The 26,671-nt window shown below is 60.3% G+C and carries 18 protein-coding genes; 16 read left to right on the forward strand and 2 right to left on the reverse strand.

The window, feature by feature from the left end; all coding sequences use genetic code 11:
- Positions 1-82: 82 nt before the first annotated feature.
- Both I2D41_RS04900 and I2D41_RS04905 read right to left on the reverse strand, forming a co-directional pair.
- Positions 83-922 (reverse strand): MerR family transcriptional regulator, encoded by an 840-nt coding sequence (locus I2D41_RS04900; RefSeq protein WP_195363722.1) that lies wholly within the window; start codon positions 920-922, stop codon positions 83-85.
- A gap of 61 nt (positions 923-983) precedes the next feature.
- Positions 984-2,330, reverse strand: coding sequence for an MATE family efflux transporter (locus tag I2D41_RS04905; RefSeq protein ID WP_195363723.1), 1,347 nt, complete (start codon positions 2,328-2,330; stop codon positions 984-986).
- Positions 2,331-2,589: 259 nt separating this feature from the next.
- Between I2D41_RS04905 and I2D41_RS04910 the strand changes: the two genes are divergently transcribed.
- The 16 genes from I2D41_RS04910 (at position 2,590) to gatB (ending at position 26,564) form a co-directional block, all read left to right on the forward strand.
- Positions 2,590-4,419 (forward strand): ABC transporter ATP-binding protein, encoded by a 1,830-nt coding sequence (locus tag I2D41_RS04910; RefSeq protein WP_195363724.1) that lies wholly within the window; start codon positions 2,590-2,592, stop codon positions 4,417-4,419.
- Positions 4,412-6,310 (forward strand): ABC transporter ATP-binding protein, encoded by a 1,899-nt coding sequence (locus I2D41_RS04915; protein WP_195363725.1) that lies wholly within the window; start codon positions 4,412-4,414, stop codon positions 6,308-6,310. Before I2D41_RS04910 ends, I2D41_RS04915 begins: the two co-directional genes overlap by 8 nt.
- Positions 6,311-6,523: 213 nt before the next feature.
- A complete protein-coding gene (locus I2D41_RS04920) occupies positions 6,524-7,561 on the forward strand; it encodes a hypothetical protein (RefSeq protein WP_195363726.1) in 1,038 nt (345 codons plus the stop codon).
- Positions 7,562-7,794: 233 nt separating this feature from the next.
- Entirely contained in the window at positions 7,795-8,850 is a 1,056-nt protein-coding gene (gene moaA / locus I2D41_RS04925) for a GTP 3',8-cyclase MoaA (protein WP_271741653.1), read from the forward strand.
- 4 nt (positions 8,851-8,854) lie between these two features.
- Complete coding sequence (mobB, locus tag I2D41_RS10220) at positions 8,855-10,156, forward strand: molybdopterin-guanine dinucleotide biosynthesis protein B (RefSeq protein WP_195363727.1); 1,302 nt, start codon at positions 8,855-8,857, stop codon at positions 10,154-10,156.
- 390 nt (positions 10,157-10,546) lie between these two features.
- Positions 10,547-11,833 (forward strand): MFS transporter, encoded by a 1,287-nt coding sequence (locus tag I2D41_RS04935; RefSeq protein ID WP_195363728.1) that lies wholly within the window; start codon positions 10,547-10,549, stop codon positions 11,831-11,833.
- Between the two features lie 216 nt (positions 11,834-12,049).
- On the forward strand, positions 12,050-12,871 hold the full coding sequence (locus I2D41_RS04940) for an HAD family hydrolase (protein ID WP_195363729.1): 822 nt from the start codon (positions 12,050-12,052) through the stop codon (positions 12,869-12,871).
- A gap of 509 nt (positions 12,872-13,380) precedes the next feature.
- Complete coding sequence (locus I2D41_RS04945; RefSeq protein WP_195363730.1) at positions 13,381-13,587, forward strand: hypothetical protein; 207 nt, start codon at positions 13,381-13,383, stop codon at positions 13,585-13,587.
- A gap of 86 nt (positions 13,588-13,673) precedes the next feature.
- Entirely contained in the window at positions 13,674-16,748 is a 3,075-nt protein-coding gene (locus tag I2D41_RS04950; RefSeq protein WP_195363731.1) for a Spy0128 family protein, read from the forward strand.
- A complete protein-coding gene (locus tag I2D41_RS04955; RefSeq protein ID WP_195363732.1) occupies positions 16,741-18,405 on the forward strand; it encodes a SpaA isopeptide-forming pilin-related protein in 1,665 nt (554 codons plus the stop codon). The genes I2D41_RS04950 and I2D41_RS04955 overlap by 8 nt, the downstream gene beginning before the upstream one ends.
- A 114-nt stretch (positions 18,406-18,519) precedes the next feature.
- The gene (locus I2D41_RS04960) at positions 18,520-20,235 is read left to right on the forward strand and encodes an isopeptide-forming domain-containing fimbrial protein (protein WP_195363733.1); all 1,716 of its coding nucleotides are present in this window, start codon (positions 18,520-18,522) and stop codon (positions 20,233-20,235) included.
- A 512-nt stretch (positions 20,236-20,747) separates the two neighbouring features.
- A complete protein-coding gene (locus I2D41_RS04965) occupies positions 20,748-21,716 on the forward strand; it encodes a hypothetical protein (protein WP_195363734.1) in 969 nt (322 codons plus the stop codon).
- 143 nt (positions 21,717-21,859) lie between these two features.
- A complete protein-coding gene (locus I2D41_RS04970; RefSeq protein WP_195363735.1) occupies positions 21,860-22,777 on the forward strand; it encodes a class C sortase in 918 nt (305 codons plus the stop codon).
- 285 nt (positions 22,778-23,062) lie between these two features.
- Positions 23,063-23,374 (forward strand): Asp-tRNA(Asn)/Glu-tRNA(Gln) amidotransferase subunit GatC, encoded by a 312-nt coding sequence (gatC, locus tag I2D41_RS04975; protein WP_195363736.1) that lies wholly within the window; start codon positions 23,063-23,065, stop codon positions 23,372-23,374.
- Positions 23,374-24,888: an Asp-tRNA(Asn)/Glu-tRNA(Gln) amidotransferase subunit GatA gene (gene gatA / locus I2D41_RS04980; protein WP_195363737.1), complete on the forward strand. Its 1,515-nt coding sequence runs from the start codon at positions 23,374-23,376 to the stop codon at positions 24,886-24,888. The genes gatC and gatA overlap by 1 nt, the downstream gene beginning before the upstream one ends.
- Complete coding sequence (gatB, locus tag I2D41_RS04985; RefSeq protein ID WP_195363738.1) at positions 24,888-26,564, forward strand: Asp-tRNA(Asn)/Glu-tRNA(Gln) amidotransferase subunit GatB; 1,677 nt, start codon at positions 24,888-24,890, stop codon at positions 26,562-26,564. The genes gatA and gatB overlap by 1 nt, the downstream gene beginning before the upstream one ends.
- Positions 26,565-26,671: the final 107 nt, after the last annotated feature.

Below are 26,671 nucleotides of genomic sequence, written 5' to 3' on the forward strand. Positions count from 1 at the left end.
ATGCTGTCATTTTATTTGCTACATAATACAATCTAATTCGGATTAAGGTAAATGGATGGAATTGCTCGATAAATGGTAGTGATTAGCGGACTGGTATCGCGATCCTCGTCACATACGCCCCCGGGTCGTCGCTGATGATGTCGTCGATCAGGGCGATCTCGCGCGAGGGACCGGCGGGTGTCAGGTTGCGCTCGCGCATATAGCTGAGCAGCTGCTCATAGCGTGGGGTTGCTTGCCCGTGCGTGCCGCGAAAGCTAATGGTCAGGCAGCGCGCGGCGGGTCGCGTCTCGAGGTCGCCCACGTAATCATCGGTGTCATCGAGCAGCAAAAAGACCTCGTCGTAGCCATCAAAGTCGCCGGCGGCGAGGCGCTCGGCGCTAATCCCAACGCCCAAGTTGCCCAGAAAGACAAAGGTCTCGTGCTGGCCCTTCTGCAGCTGACGAATCTGCCACTCCAGCGCATAGGCGTCGGTAGGCTTGACGCGTTCGCGCAATACGGCGCAGCGAAGCTCGGGCGCATCGATTGCGCAAATGGTATCGAGCTCGGTGTTCAGGGCATTGTGAAGCAGGGCAAGCCGGTTGTCGATCTTGCGCGACACGCGCTCCAGCTCGCGGCGCTTGCACTCGATGAGCTCCTGCTGCTGAGCCAGCTGCCGCTGCATAAGGTTCACGTCGCGCGTGGTCACAAACTCACGGATTAGCGCGAGCGGCAAGTCGAGAACACGCAGGTGGCTGATGGTGTTGAGAGTGGAGAGCTGCCGCGATCCGTAGTAGCGGTACCCACTCGCCGGATCGATGTGTGCCGGGTCCAGCAAGCCCATCTGCTCGTAATGGCGCAACGTGCCCACGCTTAGGTTAAACAAGCGCGCCACCTCGCCAATGCGGAGCAGACCCTCGGTATGTTCAGTTGGCGAGTCGGTCATGGCGCCGCTCCTTTCAATGGACGGGGAAGGGGCGCCGAGGTCGTACGACGCAAACGATCCTCTACGCCATCAGCTTGTCAAAAGCTCCGCGGCGGTTGAGTACGGTAAATGCCATCACGCAAATGACTGCCGACAAAATCGATCCGCACGGCGAGGCGATGCCCATGGGAAACAGCGTGTTGGAATAGGCGTTCGACAGCAGCCACGCGCCCGGCACGCGAATGAGCGCCACGGCCAGCACGTTGTGCGCAAAGCCGATGTAGCTCTTGCCGTACGCAGCGAAAAAGCCGCTAAAGCAAATGTGGATGCCGGCAAAGATTGCGTCGAAAATGTAGCTGCGCATATAGCCGGTACCGGCCGCGACCACTGCAGCGTCCTTGGCAAAAAAGCCGATAAACGCCGGCGCCACCAGCCACATTAGCGCTGTGATCAGGCAGCCATACACTACCGAGATCGTCATGGCATCTTTGAGTACCTGACGTGCACGATCGCCCTTGCCTGCGCCGGCGTTTTGCGCCGTGAGTGCGCTGACGGTGGCGCCCATGGAGCTCGGCACAATGAACAAGAAGCTGATCATCTTCTCGACCAGGCCCACGGCGGCGGCGTCGACGAGTCCTCGGTGGTTGGCGATGACGGTGATAAACATAAACGCCACCTGGATGCAGCCGTCCTGCACGGCCACGGGCACGCCGATCTTAAGAATGCTGCCGAGCACCTCGGGCTGGGGGCGCAGGTCGCTGCGCTTAACGTGGATGTTCGTGCGGCGGCTCTTGAGCCACACGAGCGCGAGGGCAACGCTGGCCGTCTGGGCGGTCACCGTGCCGAGCGCCGCGCCCACGGGGCCGAGCCCCATGTGGCCGATAAACAGAAAATCGAGCGCGATATTAATGATGCATGCCACGCCAATCACGTACATGGGCGAGCGCGAATCGCCCAGGCCGCGAAAGATGGCCGAAAGAATGTTGTACGCGGCGATAAAGGGAATGCCGACAAAGCAGATGCGCAGGTAGGCGGCGGTTCCTTCGACTGCCTCGGCCGGCGTGCCAATGAGTGCCACGATCTGCGGGCACAGCGCGAGCAGGACAGCGGCCAGCACCACCGAGACACCCATAAAGAGCGTAATGGTGTTGCCGATGGCGGCCTCGGCGCGGTCGAAGCGGCGCGAGCCCACGGCGTGGCCGACGATCACCGTCGTTCCCATGGCCAGGCCCACGAGCGTCACGGTAATGATATAGAGCGTCTGCGCGCCATTGCCCACGGCGGTGATGCCGGCGGCGCCGCTAAACTGCCCCATCATGTACAGGTCGGCCATGCCGTAGAGCATCTGCAAAAAGTACGAGAGCATATAGGGCAGGGCAAAGACCGCGATGGTCTTAAGGACATTGCCGCGTGTGAGGTCGTGTTCCATGGGCGGGGCTTTCTGGCTTGGTTCGTTTAGCTACCAGTGTAGTGAAAACCCTACAACGATTGTAGAGTCAAGCTTTGTGTTGACGCCGGAGCGAAAAAAGTCTCGCGCACCATTATTCCGAGTGAATATGGACACACATCACGAGAACTCGCCGCCGGCGCTAACCTTGCAGAAAACGATTTCGGAATACTTGACACCATTATTCGGCGCGCAATAATACGTGCGTTTGCGAACAACGTTTGATGGGGGTTGAACCTGCGTGCGCAATCTCAAAATACTGTTTTCCTATCTAGGGGCATACCGTCGCGACGCCATCCTCGGCGTGTTCTTTGTGTCGGTCGAGACGGTGCTCGAGCTGTTTATCCCGGTCATCATGGCCAACATCATCGATGTGGGCGTGCCTGCGGGTGATATCAACTACATGCTGCTGCAGGGCGCGTACATGTTGGTGTGCGCCGCGCTTTCGCTGGTACTGGGCTTGGGTTATGCCCGCACGTCCGCCCGCGTTGCCTCGGGCCTAGGCGCTAACCTGCGCGAGGCCGAGTACAAAAAGATTCAGACGCTCGCTTTTGGTAACCTGGACAACTACGACGCCAGCTCACTCGTCACCCGCATGACCACGGACATCACCGTTATCCAAAATGCTGTGGGCAACGGCTTTCGCCCTATGGTGCGCGGCCCGGTGACGCTTATCGTCGGCCTTATCTACGCGCTGATGCTGTCGCGCCCGCTCGCCACCGTCTTTGCGATCATCTTGCCCGTGCTGGCAATCGTACTGGGCGCCATCACCTATCGCGTCAGTCCGCTCTACCGCCAACTCCAGACCTCGATGGACCACTTCAACGGCGTGGTACAGGAAGACCTCACCGCCGTGCGTGCCGTCAAGGCCTACGTTCGTACCGAGCACGAGGAGGCCAAGTTCGACACCGTCAATACCGAGCTCGCCGGCACTGCGACGAAGACCTTTGGCAACGCGGTGCTCAACCTGCCGGTGTTTCAGCTGTCGATGTACGTGGCTGCGCTCTCCATCCTGTGGATTGGCGGCCACATGATTCTCGCCGGCAAGCTGGGCGTGGGCTCGCTCACGGGCTTTATGAGCTACGTGCTGCTGATCATGAATTCGCTCATGATGATTTCCAACGTGTTTTTGCTGCTCACGCGCGCTCTTACGAGTGTGGGCCGTATCGCCGAGGTGCTCGATGAGGAGCCCTTTATCGCCAACCCCGCGGGAGACCTCGCGATTGCGGCGCCAGCGGACGGCAGTATCGAGTTTCGCGACGTTTCCTTTAAATACCGCGCGGATGCAGCCGAGGATGTGCTCGAGCATATCGACCTTCGCATCGAGAGCGGCTCGACGGTGGGCATCCTCGGCGGCACGGGCTCGGGCAAGAGCTCGCTTGTGCAGCTGATTGCGCGCCTGTACGACGCCACCGAAGGCGCCGTGCTTGTGGGCGGACGCGACGTGCGCGACTACGACCTGGCTACCTTGCGCGACGCGGTGGGCATTGTGCTGCAGAAGAATGTGCTGTTCACGGGCACCGTGCGTGAGAACCTGCAGTGGGGCAATCCGCAGGCGTCGGACGATGAGCTCCTCGCGGCTTGCCGCGCGGCGTGCGTGGACGAGTTCCTTGATCGCATCGGCGGGCTGGACGGCGAGTTGGGCCAAGGCGGCGCTGGTGTTTCGGGTGGCCAGAAGCAACGCCTGTGCATCGCGCGCACGCTGCTCAAGCATCCGCGCGTGCTCATTTTTGATGACTCCACCAGCGCGGTCGATATGGCGACCGACGCTAAGATTCGCGAGCACATCGCTCGGATTCCCGATACGACCGTGCTCATCATCGCCCAGCGTATCGCGAGCGTCATGGATGCCGATCGCATTGTGGTGTTGGACGACGGTCGTGTCCACGGCGTGGGCACGCACGAGGAACTGCTGGCGAGCGACAACATCTACCAGGAGATTTACGCCTCGCAGATGGAGTTTGCGGGGAACGCGGACGCCGGCGACGGCTGCGACGATGGCTGCGCGAATGATCCGTTCTCCTCCGTCCCCAGCAGATCACCCTTGGAAGGGGGTGAGTGCCATGCCTAAGACCGCAGCCCAAGCACGCCCGGCCGACCTCAAGCGCACTGTGCGCCGCTTGCTCTCCTACATGGGGCATGCCAAGTTCTCGTTGCTCGCGGTGGGCGTGCTCGCCTCCGTCGCCGCCATCGCGAGCCTCGTCGGCACCTACATGGTGCGTCCCATCGTTAACGGTTTGGCCACGGGCGGGGAGGAACTGCTTACCAAGCAGGTCATCCTGACGGCGATCATCTACGCCGCGGGCGTACTCTCGGCCCTGGGCTACTCTCAGATTATGGTGCGCGCGGCCCAACGCGTGGTGTCCGATATTCGCCGCGACCTGTTCGCGCACATCCAGACGCTGCCGCTCAGTTATTTTGACAGCACGCGCTCGGGCGACATCATGAGCTTTTTCACCAACGACGTCGACACGGTCTCCGAGGCGCTCAACAACAGCTTTGCCAACGTGATTCAGGCCGCCATTCAGGTTGTGGGCACCACGGCCATGCTCATCATCCTTAACTGGCAGCTCACGATTATCACGCTCGTGTGCGATGCGGCCATTGTGCTGTATGCGCGCTACTCGGGTGCGCGCTCTAAGCGTTTCTTTGCCGCCCAGCAGGCATCGCTTGGCGACCTGGACGGATATATCGAAGAGATGGTCTCGGGCCAAAAGGTCATCAAGGTCTTTAATCGCGAGCAGGCCAACGTGGCCGGTTTCGATGCGCGCAACCAGGAGCTGCGCCGCACCGGTGGCGCCGCGCAGGCCTATGCCAACTCGATGGTGCCCATGACCGTGGTGATCGGGTACGCCAACTACGCGATCGTCGCGGTGGCGGGCGGCATGCTCTGCATCAACGGTCTGGCCGACGTGGGCGCGCTCGCGAGCTACCTGGTCTTTGTGCGCCAGGCGGCCATGCCCATCAACCAGTTCACGCAGCTGGGCAACTTCTTGCTCAACGCGCTGGCCGGTGCTGAGCGCCTGTTCGCCGCAATGGACCTTGAGCCCGAGGTGGACGAGGGTTGCGTGGAGCTGGTGCAGACGGGCGAGTCCGCGTGGGCGTGGAAGATTCCCGAGGGCCGTGGCGTGGGCGCGTACGGGCATTTGCACGATGTGGCCTCGGTCGATGACGCGGGCCGTGCGGTGGCTGCCGACGGCACCGAGCTTGTCACCGGCCTCGTCCCGCTTGCCGGCGACGTGCGCTTCCATGCCGTGGACTTTTCCTACGTGCCGGGCACGCGCGTGCTCACGGACCTCAACCTGTTTGCCAAGCCGGGACAAAAGATCGCTTTTGTGGGTTCGACGGGCGCCGGAAAGACGACCATCACCAACCTCATCAACCGCTTCTACGAGGTCGATGACGGCGAGATCACGTACGACGGCATCGACGTCAAGCACATCGCCAAGGCCAGCCTGCGCGGGTCGCTCGGCATTGTGCTGCAGGATACGCACCTGTTTAGCGGCACCATTGCGCAGAATATCCGCTTTGGCAAGCTCGACGCGACCGACGAGGAAGTGCGCGCTGCCGCCGAGGCCGCCTGCGCCGACTCGTTTATCCGCCGCTTGCCACAAGGCTACGACACGCCGGTTACGGCCGATGGTGCTAACCTGTCACAGGGCCAGCGGCAGCTGCTCGCTATCGCGCGCGTGGCCGTGGCCGATCCGCCGGTGCTCATCCTGGACGAGGCCACGAGTTCCATCGACACACGCACCGAAAAGCTCATCGAGCGCGGCATGGACCGCATCATGCGCGGACGCACCACGTTTATGATCGCGCACCGCCTGTCCACCGTCCGCGACGCCGACGCGATCATGGTCCTCGAACACGGCCGCATCATCGAGCGCGGCACGCACGAAGAGCTGCTCGCCCAGCACGGCGAGTACTGGCAGCTGGCGCATGGCTTAAAAGAGCTGGATTAACCCGTTCGAGCACGATGCTTTGGCTCTCCATGCTCCTCACCCCGCCTCAAACCGTCCCAACATTCGACGTTTTTTGCCAATATCAGGAAAAGCATCGAATGTTGGGACGGTTTTTCTGTCATCCGACCAGGCGGAATCGCTAACTTGCATGCGAAGGTGTGCGAATCCGCGAGCAGGGGAATAAGGTTGGTTATCCGACCCATTGGAGGGCTCATGGACCTGCCGATTGTCCTGTCCCATAAGACTGCCTGGCTGTACCACAACGTGGCGCGCCTGTCCGAGCCGCTCTCGCGAGCAAGCAGCCTATACGATGAGGACTCGATTGCCGACGAGGCGGAGCCGACTGCGGGCTTGCCCAAATTGGGACTAGATGCCAAGGGGCTGAGAATATCTGCGGCGGTCGAGATTGTTACCGACTATCTGGCCTCACTTGGCATCCCACATGAGGAGCTCGACCGTATTGACACGCTGGTTAGCTTCGATTTCGAGCGCTCTCGGCCGGCGGGTCTCCGACGCCATGTGTTTGGGGCGCCCATTCCTTCGGACCATCTTATCGAGGTGGCAGAGGGCCTTCTAGTGGTTGATGAGCTCATGTGCTTTGTCCAAGCGGGTTCGTGGATGAGCGAGCCCGAGCAGCTGGAATATGGCTACGAAATCTGCGCCCGATACCATTTGAATCATCTGTCGACAGGCGATTATATCGAGATGGGGCAGAGGTATACCGTTGCCGACTTGATTGCCTATTGCAATGAGAACCGATCTCGTCAGGGGGCCATACGCGCGGCTGCCGTGCTCAAGCGCGTACACGATGGCGCGCGATCGCCCATGGAGACGGCCACCGCAATCATGGTCGTAGCAAAACGTTCCCAGGGCGGGCTGGGATACGTCAAGATCGAGCTCAACCATAGGGTCGATGTTCCCAACGAGTTCAAGTATCTCGCTAAGGCCGGGTATTTCGAGATCGACGTATATGCGCCTACAAGCGGTACGGGAATTGAATACAACGGTTCGGACCATCTTGATAAACAGCGCAGCGCGTCGGATGCGGAGCGTATGACCGTGCTGAGCGCGCTGGGCTTTAGGATGATCGTCCTCACCGGGACTCAGTTTGCCCACCAGCTGCAATTGCACCGGGCGATGAACGCCATCGCGCTCGCTATGGGCCTTAAGTGCGACCGAAGCGAGGCATTCCAGAAGCGGCAAAACGACCTGCGAGAATTCGTGATTCGGCACTGGGACGGCAGCCTTTAGGGACGCTTTGGTCCTTCTTCGGGGTGCTGTGGGCAGGCAAACCATCACAACATTCGACGTTTTTTGCCGAAAACGAGAAAAGCACCGAATGTTGTGATGGTCTGTGCTGAGGATGGGCTTGGAAAGTCCGTTTTGCTCGAAGCGACCTGTCCTGTCGTACGGGTGTCGGCATGATTCTCTCGTGGGGTATTATGTTTTCCGAAGAATAAAACGCCGCGTGAGGGGAGGGCTGCGTGGACGGGCACGTGCAACATGACGGCTTTGGCCGCGATATCAACTACCTGCGCATTGCCGTTACCGACAAGTGCAATTTCCGCTGCATCTATTGCATGCCGGCCGATGGCGTGGCGCCCCGCGCGCATGACGAGTTGCTCAGTGCCGAGGAAATCGCCCGCTTTGTGCGCTTGGTGGCGGGGGAGGGCATTCGCCGCGTGCGCCTGACGGGTGGCGAGCCGCTGGTCAGCCGCCGCATCATCCCGCTCATTCGCGACATCCGCGCGATCCCGCAGATCGAGGACATCTCGCTCACCACCAACGGCGTCCTGCTGCCCAAGCTGGCGCCGCAGCTCAAAGATGCCGGGCTTAACCGCGTCAACATCTCGCTCGACACACTCGACCCTACGCTGTTTGGAAAGATCACGCGCCTGGGTCGACTCGAGCAGACCATGGCAGGCATCGACGCGGCACTGGCCTGGGGCTTTGAGCCCGTTAAGGTCAACTGCGTTGTTGTGCGCCGACTCAACCAGGATGTAGCAGCCCTCGCACGACTGACCGTCGACCGCCCCATCCACCTGCGCTTTATCGAATACATGCCCATCGGCGACGAGCGTACGAGCTCGCATTGCGCTGTGGACCCTCATGCGCCCGCGCTCAATCCTGAGCTGTGGGACGCGAGCGATACCGTGCCGAGCGACGAGCTGCGGGCGCGCATCAATGCCGGGGCCACCGCGGCGGGACTGGGCGAGCTCGAGCCGCTCGACATCAACGACGCTCCTGCCGGCGCGGGCCCTGCGCGCTATTGGCACTTTCCGGGCGCGGCGGGAACGGTTGGCTTTATTAGCGCCATGTCCAACCATTTTTGCGCGAATTGCAACCGTCTGCGCCTGACGGTCGACGGCAACGTGCGTCCGTGCCTGTTTAGCGATGCCGAGTATTCGGTGCGTGAGGCGCTGCGCCGTGGTGATGATATGCAGGTACTTTCGATTTGGCGCGATGCCGTGGCCCACAAACCGCAGGAACACGCGATAATTGAGGGCACGCAACGATTTATGTCCCAAATCGGAGGATGATCATATGGCCAAGAGCAGGTACGCCGATGCCACCAAGGCCGCTCGCAGGGCCGCGATGTCTGCCCACAAAGTCACGGCTGCGGCCGGCGATGTCGCCACGACCGCGCAGCCGACTGCCAGCGCTGCCACCGAGCCCGCCCGTGACGCCCGTCGCGACGAGCTGACGCACGTGGACGCCAAGGGCGAGGTACGTATGGTCGACGTGTCCGACAAGGCCGAGACCCATCGCATTGCCATCGCCGAGGGCACCATCCTCATGCATCCCGAGACGCAAGCCATGGTGCTGCAGGACCGCGCCAAGAAGGGCGACGTGCTTGCCTGCGCCCGCGTGGCGGGCATCATGGCCATCAAACGCACGAGCGACATCATCCCTATGTGCCATCCGTTGCTCATTACCAAGAGCAAGTGCGACATTGCGCCCATCGCTCCGGCGGGAACGCCGGCCGACGAGACGCCCGAGGGCTGGGCGCCGGCGCGTCCTGACGGACAGGTTGGCTTTCACGTGCTGGTCACGGCGGGCGTGACGGGCAAGACCGGCATTGAGATGGAAGCGCTGACCGGCGCGAGTGCCGCATGCTTGACCATCTACGACATGTGCAAGGCAGTCGACCGCGGCATGGAGATCGTCGACGTGCGCCTGCTGCACAAGGAGGGCGGCCGCTCGGGCGTGTGGGATCGTGCAGAGCGTCAGGCCGCTGCCGTTGAGTCCGTGGCCGCTGACGGTGCCGCGCCCGCGCCCGCACCCGTCGCCGTCGCGGCCGCAGCTCCGACACCGGCCGTCCCCGCGATCGCGTTTATCGGCTACCAAAACTCGGGCAAGACCACGCTCGTCGAGAAGATTATTGCCGAGCTCACCCGCCGCGGTCTGCGCGTGGGTTCGCTCAAGCATCATGGGCACCACGGCTTTGATATCGATGTGCCCGCTAAGGACACCTGGCGCCATCACCAGGCCGGATCCAAGCACGTGGGCCTCATCTGCGCCACGCGTTGGGCGGAGTACGCCGACACGCGCGAGGAGGACGAGATGCCCGCGCGCGAGCTGCTGTCGCGCTACAACGATGTCGACGTGGTGATTATCGAGGGCTACAAGACCGAGGGCTTCGACAACATCGTCGTCGCGCGCTCCGGTGTCGACCGTCTGCGCGGCAAGAGCTCGCTCGACCTGGTCGACGGTCACACGCTGGCCCTTGCCTGCAACGAGGCCCTGGCACGTCAGGCCTTCGATGCCGGCTTCGCGACCCGAGCCATCAACATCAACGACGCCCGAGCCATCTGCGACCTGATCCAAGACCACCTTCAGGCTTGACGCTGCGCCGGCCCCAAGCACCCCATCTCGCCCCTCAAGCCGTCGCTCGCGTACCAAAGTACGCGTCGCTCCTCTTTCGGGGCGACCTGGGGCACTTGGAACCGGCTCGCTGCGCCGCCATAACATAGACCTGCCAAAAAGGGACAGGTTTATTTTGGCAGGTTTTATCTGGGCAAACATCAATTCCACCACAAAGGGGCCAGACACCTTTGTGGTGGTTTTTGCTCTGGTAGATCTTTGGGACATGCCTTAAAATCTACCAAGTAGTTCGTGCTGGCAAAAACGGAGAGAAGAGTCCCGATGCGTCCTTAACGTTGCATACGGAAAGATTGAGTCGATGGTCGGCGGTCAATGCCCGCGGCCCGTATTCGTATGCAACAAGGAGCGCCCATGTCCCTATCGCTATTCTCACAATCCCAACCATCGTTGTCTGCTCAGGCTAAGCGCCTGGTGGCAATGCGGTTTCTCATCTACACCGGCTTTCAAACCAGCTACTTTATCGGCGTTATCGGAACGCTCACCTATGCGGACGGCGCTTCGGTCGTCGCGACGTCGCTGGCCGTTCTGTTTATGAACGTCTTCGTGATCCTGGGGTCCTTTGCGGGCGGCGCTGCGCTCGACGCCTGGGGCCCGCGCCGTCATTTCTTCCTGAGCATCGTCGGCACGCTGGCAACCGGCGCGGCGATCATCGCCTTTGGCAGCGCGACCGGAACAGTCCTTGCCGGCGCGGCGCTCTTGGGTTTTGTGATGGGGTTCGCTCAGCCCATCGCCACGTCCTACCCGGCATACCTCACCGACGACCCCGTCGAGCTCAAAGACATCAACTCCACCATTACCATGTTCTCCAACGTGAGCATCATCGTCGGCCCCACGCTGGGCGGCTTTGCCGCGGCGGCGGCATCGTCGCGCGCGGTGTTCGTGCTTATGATGCTGTTCACCCTGCTTGCACTCATTGCCGGCTGGGGTTTTAGACCGCAGGCGGGCCACATCGCCGGGCAAGCGAACAACGATTCGGCGGAGGAGGGGGAGCACGCGGGCCAAGCTAATCACTCCAACCCCAGCACGTCCGTCCGCGCCACCTTCGCGACCAGCATCAAGACAGTCTTCACCAACAGCGTCCTCGCCCTGCTCTTCTGCATCATCTTCCTCTCGAACTTTGGCTACGGCGCCTTCGATCCGCTGGAGTCGTTTTTCTATCGCGATGTCTTGCACGTCGGTGTCGAGTGGATGGGCTGGCTATCGTCGGCCTGCGGTGTGGGCGCGGTGTTGGGCGCCGTGGTCGCGCTCCGCATGCCGCCGCGCCTCGTCAGTCTTAAAACGCTGCTCGTGGCGCTTATGTCCGTGGGTCTGGGAAGCCTGCTTTACGTGGGCACGCCGTACGTGGGTGTGGCGCTCATCGGCCAGATCGCCCTGGGCGTGGCCTGGGGCGTCGTCAACCCGCTCCACAACACCATCGTGCAAACGACGGCGCCGCTCGAGCAGCTCGGCCGCGTCAACTCGGTCATGGGCTTTGGTAACATGTTCGCCGGCGTGGCGCCGCTAGCGATCGCCCCGTGGCTGGCGTCGACATTTGGCGTGCAGCAGACACTCGTAGGCGCGGGCCTGGTCGTAACGGCAGTTCCCGCGGCGCTGCTGCTGTTTGGACGCAAGCATTTTGATCGTGCTGCAGAACGGTAAGAAACCGTCACAACATTCGATGAAAATCGCGATTTTGCCGAAAAACGTCGAATGTTGTGATGGATTGTGCTGAGACCCGAACACCACAAGCCGCCACAAAGGGGACAGGCACCTTTGTGGTGGTTTTTGCTCCAACGCGCCCGTGCGCGCCTTGGTATACCATGAACGTCACATCCGCCCGCATCCCACACCGCCACGCTACCTAGAAAGACCCCCATGGACGCCACATTCAGCCACATCAAAGCCGTGTTCTGCGATATCGACGGCACGCTGCTCACAAGCGAGCACACGGTGTCCCCGCGCACCGTGGCCGCGATCCGCGCCCTGCGCGAGCGCGGCGTGCTCTTTGGCCTGTGCACCGGGCGCGACGCCCACGCGACCGAGGCCATGTATGAGCTCTGGGGCATCGACGGTCTGGTAGACGTGATGGTGGGCTGTGGCGGCGCCGAGGTCATCGACCGCACACACGGCATCAACGAGCTGAGCTACCCGCTGCCGGGCGAAACCATCGCGCGCATCTGCAAGCACATGGCGGACCTTCCGGCAACGCCCGTTTGCCCCCGAGACGGCGTGTTCTACGTTCCCGAGACCAACGCGTGCGTCGAGCATCTATCGCGTGTCGACGGCGTGCCCTATAAGGTGGTCGATTTTGCCGAGTTCTTGCGCGAACCGCAGCCCAAGGTGATGTTTACCATGGCGCCCGAGGTGATGCCGCAGGCCATCGAGCGCGCATCGACGTTCGCCGACGACACCGTTAAGGCGGCCGCCCTGCAAACCACGCAGCGGCTCTACGAGTTCATGGATCCGCGCGTGTCCAAGACGCGCGGCCTTGTGCGCGTGGCGGAGCTTAACGACATGGAGCTCCAGAACATCTGCGTGTTTGGCGACGCGGATAACGACACCTGCATGGTGGCCGACGCCGGCGTGGGCGTGGCCATGGCAAACGGCAGCGATGCCACCCGCGCCGCTGCGGACTATGTAACCGCCAGCAACGACGAAGACGGCATCGCGATCTTTATCGAGGAGCATCTGCTGTAGCGCTGGGGCAAACCACCACGAAGGGGACACCTTTGTGGCGGTTTGTTCTAAGACTGGCGAGCGGGGCGCTATTTATGCCGAGGCAGTTTCCCGCGAACTTAAATGTTGATGTATAAACATCATGATATATGTCGGTCGTTACTAATAGGCAATCTAGCTGGCAGGTTGTCAGAGCAGGCAAACGCTCTACCGTTTACAGCTACAAATCGACCGCTCGCAGAATATGCTACTAAAAATAAAATGTTGTACAAATAACAACAAAGTATGAATTACCTAAAGTAGACAACAAATCTACCTGCTGTTTTTAAATAATAGAATTCAATAAAACAATGCATACTTTGAGCAATTGTCAAGAATAAAGATTTTTCGACGCTAAAATGGAAGAAAAAGACGCCCCACATGTTTAAACAATGGCTAAACTTACCAATGTAAGGCACGTATAAATATTGACTGCGTGCCGGTTAGATAGCGAAAGAGCAGGATCGCGGTCTCTTGGGGAGGAGGCATCGATGACAGCAAATTCAAATAAATCTAAGCAAGGTAATAAAGCGGCGCATCGTGTGATAGCGGGTGTTTTGTGCGGAGCTTCTGTCTTGAGCTTGGTACTGTCGCTCGTCATGCCCCCGATCTCCCAGGCCATTGCTAATGATGCCCAGGCAGCCTCTACCGAGAAAACTGTAATGGGGGGGGTTCCTCAAGTGAGTCTACTGATGTAGACAACACTGGCGGGGATGTCGAAAACCAGAATAGTGACGAGGTCGAGGGCGGCGAGACTGGCGACGATGCTTCCGAGGCAGATCCGTTGTCTGATGACGCGGAAGCCGAGGGTGCTGCGCAACCTGCGGATGATGGAGAGCCCGTCTATAAGGTCGCTACTATTGCAAATGAAGGTGAGGCTCACGGACTTCAACAAGATACGGACGGTTACACGCTGCTGGAGAGTGACGATGATTGGACTACCTATCTTGCCATGGAGAAGAAGCCCGAAAAGCTGCGTCTTGCGGCTGATATTAGTTCGAGTACATCAATCACCATCAGCCAAAACACCACGATCGACCTTGCGGGGCACAAGCTTAATTACCGCACCGGCAGCAACGACACGTTCATTACGGTTAAGAGTGGCGCACTTACCATTGAGGACTCTGCAACACCAATCGATACGACTTCTCTTGTTGATGGTGATCATCCCGGCCAGCCCGCAATCATGGCATGGGATGCCAGCAACAAAGCTACTCTTACCTACTATGTGACATCAAGTGTGCCTAATGAGGACCGCCTTGGCACCACTGAAACCACAACTAAGCATGTCGTCAGCGGCTTCGGTGCAATTATCGGTGCGTCCGAAAGCGGATCGGTTCAACAGGTCATTTCCGTTCAGGATGGCGGTACGCTTAACCTCACCGGCGGTATGATCACAACGCCGAATAACTTGGCTAACAATGGCCATATTATTTTTGCCGAAGGCAAGAATAACGATACCCAAGTGAATATCAGCGGCGGCTATATCACTGGCGCGAATCTTAATCAGCAGCGCGGAGGCTGGGGCGGCGGCCTGTGCGTAGTAGGCGCGAAAGTCACAGTCAACATGACCAACGGCGTGATTGCCGCGAACAAGGCCGCTTCTGGTGGCGGCATTTATGCTGAGAATGCCACGCTGAATCTCTCCGGTGGTGTCATCTCGGGCAACGCTACGTATGCAAACACTATCAACAATGGAGATAACACCAATGATGGCGGTTACGGCGGCGGTGTTTACACCAAGGGCGCAAACGTTACCATCAGTGGATCTGCCACTATAACTAACAACCGAGCTAACGCTCGCGTTGCTGACAGTAACGTTTATAACAACGGCCTGCTCGGCGGCGGCGGCATTGCGTCTACCACCAATGGAACGCTAACTATGACGGGCGGCTCCGTTACGGCCAATTACTCCCATGAGGCTGGCGGCGGAATCTACGCTGGCTTTTGGAACCAGAAGATTACGTTCAAAATGACGGGCGGTACAATCGCGGGCAACGTGGCGGAGAACGCCGAAGGCGGCGGTCTGCGTATCAGCACTGATACGCACGCGACAATTGACGCTGACGCTGACGGCAAGATATATATCACCAACAACAAGACCATGACGGGCTCTAACTCTGGCGAAGGTCGCAAAGGCGACTGGGGCGGCGGCGGTATCTTCATTCAGAAGAACGGTAGACTCACCATTCTCAAATCGCTCATCACTGACAATAAGGCCGGTGGCTGGAGCGGCGGAATTGGCGCATGTCCTACGGGCGAGACGATCGTTTCACACTCCAATGGTGCTGCTATCTATGGCAATACTGATAACGTTGACCAAGATGGCGCTACATTGGATACACCCCATTATTCCGCTGGTGGCGATGGCAAAAAGCAAGACCAGGATCCTGATTACATCACGCCTGACTTCAAAAGCGCCGGCCATAAGGATTTCTTCCTGGTACGTAATAAAGATGGCGCGGATAAGACGATCGCTGTCGTTCTTGGCAAGATGCTCGGCGGCGGATCGGCTGGTTGGCAGGGCACTTGCGATGGAAATCCGATTACCATCGACCCAAATGGCGGTGCCGAGGCCAAGTACATGTTCGGTCTTGAGGCCCATCCGACTGATGAGGCCATGGGAAAGGCGAAGACAGCGGCTACGACCATCATCAGTGGTAACTACTCCTACACCCACGGTGGCGGCATTATGACCAACGGCGATCTTGTCGTTGGCGACGCCGCTGCCTTGGACGTGTACCCTGCAATTAAAGTCAAGGCCAACAAGTTCCTTATAAAGGATGGCGCTAAACAAGATCTCAAGAATCATTCCTATCAGTTTGAGCTCCTGGGCGCACCTGCCAATTCATCCAATGAACCATACTGGAATGAGGACGGCACACTCAACGCAAACGGATGCGAGGCGACGTCTGCGGTTACCGTTAATGAAGACGGTGAGATTGTCATTGATACTGCCGCGAACTATCAGTCGGGTAATTACGACCTTTACCTGGTTGAGGTCCCCATCAATGAGGAGGGCACCACATTCGATAAGACCATCTATAAAATTCATGTGAGCGTCAGCGCTAATCCGGTTACAACTAGCCTTTTGGGGATCAACATTAATCGCTATGTGGTTGATGCGAACACATCCAAAGTATCCGTCAAAAAGAAAAACGGTACCGAATTCACTGATTATGATGGCTTCTATAGCTGGAGCACGGATACGGCTGACAGTGCCGTCTCGACCGTAAAAATCGGCAACGGCTCCAATCCTGCATTTATGAACGAACTTGCTCCCTACAAGACCTCAGGCACCTGGACGCCTCAGGTGACCAAGAAGGTCGATGGCGGCGAGATGAAGAAGTTCAAGTTCAAGTTGTATGCTGAGAATACCGACAACACGGAGAAAACTTTTCAGCCCATATATACATATACTTCTGGGTCAGAAAACCCTCAGACAGTAAAGTTCAATCCGGTACAAATCGGCCCACTAGGCGTTGATGAGCTCGATAGCAATCAGCAGGCGAAGTTCACCTACTACATCCGTGAATGCCCCGCCGACGGGAACGAAGGCACTGAGCACGAAGGCTACAAGAACGACACAAAGACTTTCAAGGTCGTGGTGACGGCAAAGGATGACGGCAAAGGACATCTGACCTGCACGCCGGCCTATTACGAGGTCGACGCCAACGGCGCGGAAACCAAGACCGACACCCCCACCTTCACCAACACCTACTCCACCTCATTGCCCCTTTCTGGTATGTCGGGCGTCACTCTGACGTACCTTGCCGGCGCGGCGGTGCTTTGCGCTGCTGCGGCCTGGATGCACATTCGTCGCAAGGCGAATGCGAAGGGGGGTGAGCGTCGTGAATAAGAATGTTAGCTCCTTCCCGATCTTGTTTGCGCTGCTTGCCTTCTTGATCGGTACCTGCGCGGTTGTGTTCCCCGCTTCCGCGCAGGCCGCGCCGACCTCGAAAGGTTCCATCACGGTGAGCGGCGCCGTGGCGAGCAGCTACGATGCCTACCAGATCTTTAGCGCCGACGTCGTCGACGGTGACAGCGACGCTAAGATCGCCACCGACCTCGCTTGGGCAAACGACGCCGCGCGCGACGCTGTCCTGCCTGTGCTGCACAGCGCCGGCATGCCCAAGTCCCAGACCACCGCGCAGAAAGCTGCCGAGTGGCTCAACGACGATTCTCACCTTACGAGCGCGCTGAGCGCACAGCTCGCTCGTTCCCTCCAGAGCTCCGACGCCGTGTCCGTGGCCCTTAACGCGGGCGCGGCGGCCGAGCTGCCCTGCGGCTACTGGCTCATCGTCGCCGACGACGATGCCATCGCCCAGAACGAGGTCGGCACCGCGCCGATCATGGTGCTGGTCGGCGGCAGCGCCGTCACCGTCAAGCCCAAGGCCGCGACGTCCAAGGTCGCCAAGCACGTGCTGGAGGACGGCACCGCCGCCTGGGGCAAGGCCGCCGACGCCACGGTCGCCGACGACCTGTACTGGCGCCTCTCGGCCACGGTCCCGGCGGGCCTCACCGCCTACGACACCTACACGGTGCAGTTCGTCGACACCATGAGCGCGGGGCTCGACCCCTCCAAGGTCGCCGCGAGCATGCACGTGTACGTGGCGGCGGGGGCCGAGGGAGGCTTCGACGCCGTCTCGACCGGCAAGGACGGCCGTGCCGGCACCGAGCCCGCCAAGGGCTGGACCGACATCACGGCCCAGTGCAGGGTCTCGGTCGAGGGGAACTCCTTCACCGTGCGCACCGGCGACCTCATCGCCGCGCTCGGCGGGGCCGACGCCTTCACCGCGGGCGCCCGCGTGGTCGCCGTGTACAACGCGCCGCTCAACAGCGCATGCAACCACGGCATCGCGAAGGGCAACCCCAACGAGGTTTACCTGCGCTACCCGCGCTCTCCCTTTGCCGACCAGTCCGGCGACGCCGGCTTCACCCGCACGCCGAGCGATGACGCGACGGCCTACACCTGGGATCTCGCGCTCACCAAGCGCGGCAGCGACGGCGACAAGCCGCTGCCCGGGGCGGTCCTGAGCATCACCGACGACCGCGGTCGCACGCTGGCGGCCGATGGCGCGTGGGATGCGGAGGGCAAGGCCACCGTCACCACGGGCGAGGACGGCCGCGTGACCGTCTCGGGCGTGGACTCGGGCAAGCTGGAGGTCCGTGAGCTCAAGGCACCCAAGGGCTACACCGCCTTTGAGGGCACGCGCTCCGTGACGGTCAACGCCGAGGGCCTGGACGTTAAACAGGTGGCCGCCGCCAAGCCCAAGCTCACCATCACCGCCGAGTCGCCCCTGCGCGCCGACAGCGCGGACGGGTCGACGGGCAGCCTGGAGGCGTCGCTCATCAACACGCCCACCGGCACGCCCCCTAGCACTATCACCGGAGGCTTTATGCCCTCGACAGGCGATATGGCAATGTACGCCGCGGCCGCCGCAGCGGTCGCCGGAGCCGCACTCCTCGTGGTCGCGCTCCTGATCAAGCGGGGAGGCGGCAACCATGCAGAGTAGCCAATGGCCCCACAGAGAGCGGGGCGAGACATAACCAAGCAAATGCTTAGACACAGACAGATGGTTTTAGATCAAATGGACTTCAAGCAGAAAGCAGAGGAAAAGAAGATGAGTATGAGCAAGAACATCGCCCGCCTGGCAGTGACGGCAGGCCTCACCGCAGCGCTGAGCTTCGGCGGCGTCATGGCCCCGGTCACGATGGCGTTTGCTGATGATGTGGCTACTACGACCAATAGCATCAAGATCAACAAGAACAATGAGAATGGCGATGTGACGTACAAGGCCTACCAGATTTTCAAGGCCGATGTTGTGGATGGAACCGACGGGTCGAGCAAGGTCGTTTCGAACATCGATTGGGCGAGCCCTAAGGCGAAGGATGCGGTTCTGAACTATCTTTCAAAGGTACCCAACTCTGGTATCACCCTTAGCTCCTCAGCACAAGCTGCTGCTAAGTATCTGACCGATCATGCAGATGGCACCGGCGAGACGACCCCCATTGAAACCGACAATCTGTTCAACGGGTTGGCAAAGGAGGTCGTGAAGAGCGTAGGCCAGACGGGTTCTTCCTTTACCACCGACGATGTCTTTAAGCCCCAGGACGGGAACGGAAATGCCCTGCAAGGCTATTATCTCTTTGTGACTGACGAGAGCACCTTGAGCACCGATCAGGAAGTGAAGAAGAATACTGGTACTTCGCCGATCTTCGCTGTTGTCGGCGACGCTCTCGTGACCGTTACCGAGAAGACCAGCATTCCCACAGTTGTGAAGAAAGTCAAAAACGACGACGGCAGCAATTGGGCCGACAAGGCCGACTCGCAGATGGGCCAGAAAGTTGAATATAAGCTGACTGGCACCGTTGCCAGCAATATCGCAACGTTCGATACTTACCATTATGAGTTCAGCGATAAGCTTTCTGACGGTCTGACGGCAGATGCTAGCAGCGTCATCGTTAAAATCGGTGATACGATCCTTTCACCCAACACGACTCCTGGCGCCAAGACCGGTTACGATGTTTCGATTGATGCAACTAACACGTTGACTGTAAAGTTTGCCGACCTCAAGACCGCTGCGGAACAGGCTAACGCGGCGCTCGACGGTAGCTCCAATGTCGTTGTCACTTACACCGCTATGCTTGATCCCACGAAGGCTACGAACGTTACTGTCGGCGGCACAGGTAACGACAACGCCGTAAAACTCATTTATTCCAACAATCCCATGGGCGAAGGAACGGGTGAGTCTGTGCCCGATACCGTCCGCGACTACACCTACGCGCTTAAGCTTATCAAGCAGGATGCTGATTCTGATACTACTAAGATTGACAATGTAGAGTTCACCATCCAAGCAACCGATCCTGACGATGTTGGCTCCAAGGATATGTATGTCGGCAGCGAAGGCACTCTTGTCAATGAGGCCTATAAGTTCAAAACGGCGAATGGCGGCAAGATTAATGTCAAGGGTCTCGATGCTGGTACCTACACGGTGCACGAGGTCGAGGGCAGTAACCCTGGCTACAATACGCTGGACGACTTTACCTTCACTATCAAGCCTGAGGGGCTTAATAAAGACGAGGGTGTGGCGCTCGACGAAAAAACAGCTGTAAATACGCTGAAGGTTACTGTGCAGAAACCTGACTCCGCTACCATGGTTACCCCGTCAGTCGACGGCGGCACCGTCACCCTTACCGTCAAGAACAAGAAGGGCTCCAACCTCCCGCTCACCGGTCTCAACGGCGTGACCTTCACCTGGATCGCTGGTGGCGCGGTGCTGTGCATCGGCGTGGCGCACCTCATCCGCAGCCGTAAGCAGGCTGAGGAGTCCGAGCAGGAGTAACGCTCGCTCACCCATCCCTTTGGCAGGTGGGATGTGATGGCCATGAGACTTGCGGACACTTTTCTCGTCCATCCACGTTCTTGCTTTGCTATTCTCTTTTCGGGGCAGACTCCGCACTGGAGTTTGCCCCGTTCTTTTTGGATAACACAGGCAGCCTCCACCGTCCGATGCGGACTCATCCGTCATCGCGTTTCTTGACTCGTATGAAGTTCGGTTTAAGGTCCGTAGGCGCACGCGCAGTGCGGACGGTGGAAGGCATTTGCGCCGCAACAAGCGCAAATAAGAATGCCCGGGGGTCGGATTCCGGGCATTTAACAAAAGCTGAAAACTAGGCCGCCCGCGCTCTCAACACTTACGCGGGGTGCGTCGTTTTCTATAGACATTGTATCCCGAATCGCCCCGCCGATCCGGGACATTTTGAAAACTCAAATGCTGGCTTATGCACGAAAGGAATCTCGTTAATTCCGAAAATAATGTACAATTCCAATTAAAACTGGAATCAAACGAAAACGATGGAAATGAACGAAGCGCTAATCTACTTACAAGAAGCACTAGGCCTCTCCGCCAAGGCCAAAGTTTGGCCTGGATCCGCACGCTTGCCGCTGCATCTGCGTGCGATTGAGGTCCGCGTTGTTGACGCAAACGGTTTTTCGTTTTTGCTTGCAAGTTTGCCTACTGGCGTCGGGCTTCCCGAGGCTAAGAGGGTCTATAGTCAGCTAGCCTTGCGTGCGGAGACTCCTGTTGTCGTTTCGTTTCCTGATGCCGATGCACGTCAGCGCAAAGCATTGGTCGCACAAGGGATTCCCTTTGTCTGTCCCGGTAGACAGGCTTTTCTTCCATTTATGGGCACAGCTTGCACGGAGAGGGGCGGTGCCCGGTTTCGCAATCACGCGACCAAGATGTCGCCCAACGCGCAGGCTGCCGCAATCTGGGGAGCAGCCCAGGAGCCATATCGTCCCTATGACCTTTGTCGTGCGCTTGGGATTTCGGCAAGCCGCGCGAGTGAGGCCATAACCGAGCTTGTTGACAGGGGGCTCGCGAAGCGCGAGCGTCGCGAGCGACGTGTCGTTGTGTTCCCTGTTGCCGTTGATCTTCTGCTCAGCGAGCACATGGCAGAGCTCTCCTCGCCAGTCTCGAAGGTCTGTTTTGCAAGGAAGACGCCGCGGATCGACTATCTTGCTGACGCCGGGGAGACGGCGCTCGCTGCGCGTTCCATGCTCGCTACGCCGGGTATGGAACAAAAGGCCGTCTTAAGAAGTGCATGGCGTCAACTGAGCAACCTCGAAGTCGCAGACGGGGAGTTGCCGGATAACGAAACGGCGTTGATCCAAGTGTGGCGCTATGCGCCCGTGTTTGCCGACTCCTCCCGCGTCGACGACATTTCGCTTGCGCTATCTTTGGCGGCAATCGACGATGAGCGAATTCAGCTCGAAGTCGATCGCATGTTTGGAAAGGAATATCCATGGCAAGAAGCGCTGTAGAAGGCCTTCAAGAATTCGAACCGTAGGCGGCGTTTCGGTCCTAGCTGCGTTACCCGCGGCAGAAGTTCGCTAATCGGCTATTATTTGTTTAGACAACTTGAGTTGTAGAGGAGTGACCGGCGATGGTGCAGGGCGCCAAACATATGAAGAGCAATAACGCTGCGGACAACGGCGGCTCAAGCCCTCAGCCCAAACCTCAACCAAAGCCCAAGCGCCGCCGCAAGCGACTGCCGCGCTGGGCTGATCGGCTCGTCACCATCGTCATCATCCTTATTGGCGTGGGCCTTATGACCTGGCCGTGGATCTTGGACCGGCTCGAAGCTTCGGGCGTGTTCAACCAGATCAGCACCGTGTCCAGCACCGTGGACGCGCTGTCGGAAGAGGAGCGCGAGCGCATCCTGCTACAGGCGCGCTCCTATAACGAGCAACTGGCGGGCGAGGCCACCGAGCTTCCCGCCGACCAGATCGAACCCTACGACCAGCAGCTCATCTTTGACCGCGACCCCATGATGAGCTGGGTCGAAATCCCCTCCATCGACGTGAGCATGCCCATTTACCATGGCACGAGCGAGGAAGTCCTCATGGCGGGCGTCGGCCACTTGGAGGGCACGAGCCTGCCGGTGGGCGGCACCTCGACGCATTGCGTGCTCACCGCGCACTCGGGCATGCGCAACTTGAGCATGTTCGACGACATTCATTCGTTGGAGTCCGGCGACCTGGTGCTGCTGCACACCATGAACAAGACGCTCGCCTACAAGATGGTGGACTCCGAGGTCGTGTTGCCCGAGGAGATGGAGTCGCTGACCATCGAGCCCGGCGCCGACAAGGTGACGCTCGTTACCTGCACGCCCTACGGCGTGAACGACCACCGTCTGCTGGTGCATTGCGTGCGCACCAAGTACAACAAGAAGGACGTAGACAAGCAAAAGTCGCTGGCCGGCCGCCACTGGGGCAAGCGCGAGTTCGCCGTGCTCATCGTGGTCGTGGCCATTGTGCTGCTGCTGCTGGACATCGTGATCCACGCGGTCCGCAAGCGCCGCAAGGCCAAGGCCTCGGCATAAGACATTCTCCAGAACCACCACAATGGGGACAGGCACCTTTGTGGTGGTCGGGGGGCTTCCAAACCATCACAACATTCGATGAAAATCGCGATTTTGGCGAAAAGTATCGAATGTTGTGATGGTTTTCGCTGTGGGCGGTGCGGTTTCGCTGCAGAACCGCCAGCCCGCCGCCTGCCAGCCCGCCGCCCTCGTTACGTTTTCGCTGCATTTAGGTAAAGCGCCTGCTCCAAGCGGCGTTGCCTTGTATACTAGAGCGGTTTATCTGTTATGCGGAAGGGAGCGCCTATGGCACTCAGCGAGAAAGACGTGCGCGGCATCGCCGAGTACGCAAAGATCGCACTGACCGATGACGAGCTCACCCAGATGACGTCCTACATGAACGACGCCGTCCGGATGCTCGAGCCCGTCTTGCAATATGACTTGCCCGACGTGGAGCCCACGTTCCATCCCATCGGAAGCCTGTCCAACGTGATGGGCGATGACCTGCGCGAGCCCGAGCGCGACCTGCCGCTCGACGTTGCGCTCGAGAACGCCGGCAGCGCGCGTGACCGCTACTTCCGCGTGCCGTCCATTTTGGGAGAGGGGGAGAGCGAGTAATGGCCCAGAGCTTCGATTCCCTTACCGCCGCCCAGGTTGCCGCGGGCGTTGCCGCCGGTGACTTTACCGCTACCGAGGTGGCTCAGGCCTCCCTTGCCGCCGTTGAGGCGCGCGAGGGCGGGGTCCAGGCGTTCCTGCAGGTGTCGCCCGAGCTCGCGCTCGAGGCCGCCGCGCGCGTGGATGCCGACCGTGCCGCCGGAAAGCCGCTGCCCCCGCTCGCGGGCGTGCCGCTGGCCATCAAGGACAACATGAACCTCGTGGGTACGCGCACCACCTGCGCTTCCCGCATGCTCGGGGATTACCAGAGCGTCTACACCGCCACCTGCGTCCAGCGTATGCTCGACGCCGGCTGCCTGCCCATGGGCAAGGTCAACATGGACGAGTTCGCCTTTGGTAGCTCTACCGAGAGCTCGGCCTTCCACCGTACCAACAACCCCTGGGATACCGAGCGCGTGCCCGGCGGCTCCTCGGGCGGCTCCGCTGCCGCCGTTGCCGCGGGCGAGGTCGCGCTCTCGCTGGGTTCGGACACCGGCGGCTCCATCCGCCAGCCGGCGGCGCTCTGCGGCGTGGTGGGCCTTAAGCCCACGTACGGCGCCGTGAGCCGTTACGGCGTGGTGGCCTTTGGCTCGTCGCTCGACCAGGTTGGCCCCTTCGGCCGTACGGTCGAGGACGTCGCGCTGGCCATGAACGCGCTTACCGGCGCGGGCCACGATCCGTACGACTGCACCAGCCAGGACTGTGCCGTCGACTTTACCGAGCACCTCAACGACAGCATCGAGGGCAAGCGCGTGGGCATCATCCCCGCGTTCATGGAGGCTGAGGGCCTGACGCCCGAGGTCAAGGCCGCTGTTCAGCGCGCCGCCCAGGAGCTGCAGAACCAGGGTGCCGAGCTGGTCGAGGTCGACCTGCCGCACCTGGACGCCGCCATCGCCGCCTACTACGTCATCGGCCCGGCCGAGGCGTTCTCCAACCTGGCCCGCTTTGACGGCATCCGCTACGGCTATCAGGAGGAGGGCTGCGCCAACCTGTCCGACCAGAGCTCGCTTTCGCGCGCCCACGGCTTTGGCGCCGAGGCCAAGCGCCGTCAGATGCTTGGCGCCTACCTGCTGAGCTCGGGCGTGTACGACAAGTACTACTACGCTGCGCAAAAGGCCCGCACGCTCATCACGCAGGACTACGACGCCGCGTATGCCAAGGTGGACACCATCCTCATGCCCGCCTCGCCGCGCACGGCCTTTAAGTTTGGCGAGATCAGCGACCCCACGCAGATGTACCTCTCCGACCTGTACACCATCTCGCTCAACATTTGCGGCAACGGTGGTATCTCGGTGCCGCTGGGTCTGGGCGAGGACAGCAAGCTGCCCGTTTCTGCCCAGCTGGTGGGTCCGGCCTTTAAGGACCGTCAGCTGCTCACGTTTGCCCGCGCCCTTGAGCGCGGCTTTGCCGATGCCGCCACGGGTGCGCCCGCGCTTTCCGTCGCGCCCGATTTTGCCGGGAAGGGAGGCGAGCTGTAATGAAGGAGCTTTCCGAGGTCCTGCAGGATTGGGAGGCCGTGATCGGCCTGGAGATCCATACCGAGCTCACCGCACTCGATACCAAGATGTTCTGCAACTGCAAGCTCAGCCACGATGACGAGCCCAACGCTAACGTGTGCCCGGTGTGCCTGGGCCTGCCCGGCGCCCTGCCGGTGCCCAACAAGCGCGCCATCGAGAGCATCGTCAAGGCCGGTCTCGCCACCAACTGCGAGATCCAGCGCCACTCGATGTTCTACCGCAAGCACTACTTCTATCCCGATATGGCCAAGAACTTCCAGACCACGCAGGGTCCGGTCGCCTTTGCCATGTACGGCCATCTGGACCTGGACGTGACCGGTCGCGGTGCCGCCGAGCGCCCCGACTGCGCGTTTGGCGAGGCCGAGGCCCAGAGCCTGGCGAGCGCCTCGGCCAACGCCGAGGGCCTGTCCACGTCCATGTCCTCTACCATGCGCGAGGGCAATCAACGTGCCGGCCACCTGGCCAGCTACGACGCGTCCAACCTGCAGATGCCCGAGCGTCGCGAGGACGGTTCCTACACGGTGCCCATCCGCATCCTGCGCATCCACATGGAGGAGGACGCCGCCAAGATGGTCCACGTGGGCGGCGCCGAGGGCCGCATTACCGCCGCGGCCGAGTCGCTCGTCGACTACAACCGCTGCGGCACGCCGCTGATTGAGCTCGTCACCGAGCCCGACCTGCGCACGCCCGAGGAAGCGCGCCTGTTTATGGAGAAGCTCCGTCGCATTTTCGTGACGCTGGGCATTTCGGACTGCTCCATGGAGAAGGGTTCCATGCGCTGCGACGGCAACGTGTCGCTGCGCCGCCGCGGAGAGACCAAGCTGGGCACCAAGACCGAGCTCAAGAACCTCAACTCGTTTAAGAGCCTGCACGACGGCCTTGCCTACGAGATCTGCCGCCAGGCCGAGGTACTCGAGGAGGGCGGCATCATCTATCAGGAGACCCGCCACTGGGAGCCCAGCCGCAAGCGCACCGTGGTCATGCGCGTGAAGGAGACGGCCGACGACTATCGTCTGTTCCCCGATCCCGACCTGGTGCCGTTCGATCTGGACGACGAGTTTATCGACCGCTGCCGTGGCGAGATTCCCGAGCTGCCCGATGCCAAGCGCGCCCGTTTTGAGGCCGACTTTGGCATTAAGACGGCCGATGCCGAGCAGATTGCCGGCGATCCGGAGTTTGCCGACTTCTTTGAGGCCGCCGCTGCCGGTATGGCCGGCAAGGAGGCCCAGACGGTCGCAAACTTGCTGGTGAACGAGATGATTGCTTATCTTAAGGGCGCGGGCGTGTCGCTTGCCGAGTCCGGCATTGCGCCGGCTCAGGTGGCAGCGCTGGCCAAGCTGCTGGCGACCGATGCCATCAGCTCCAACCAAGCGCACGAGGTCTTTGAGGCCATGGCCCAGACCGGCGACGACCCCAACAAGATCGTCGACGAGCGCGGTATGCGTCAGGTGAGCGATGCCGGCGCGCTGCAGCCGATTGTGGACGAGGTGCTGGCAAACTGTGCCGAACAGGCGCAGCAGTATCGTGACGGCAACCAGAAGGTCATCGGCTTTTTGATGGGCCAGTGCATGAAGGCGAGCCGCGGCAAGGGCAACCCGAAGCTCTTCAACGAGTTGCTGAGAACGTCGCTCTCGTAGCTGCGAGGCCGGGGAAGCCCCGAGTCGCCGGGGTGTTTCCTCCAAATTTCAAACAGTCCTGCGCAAGACGAAGGCCACATTAAGTGGCCTTCTTTGCGTGCGGAACT

The sequence above is a fragment of the Collinsella aerofaciens genome, from assembly GCF_015552075.1.
Classification (GTDB): domain Bacteria; phylum Actinomycetota; class Coriobacteriia; order Coriobacteriales; family Coriobacteriaceae; genus Collinsella; species Collinsella aerofaciens_Y.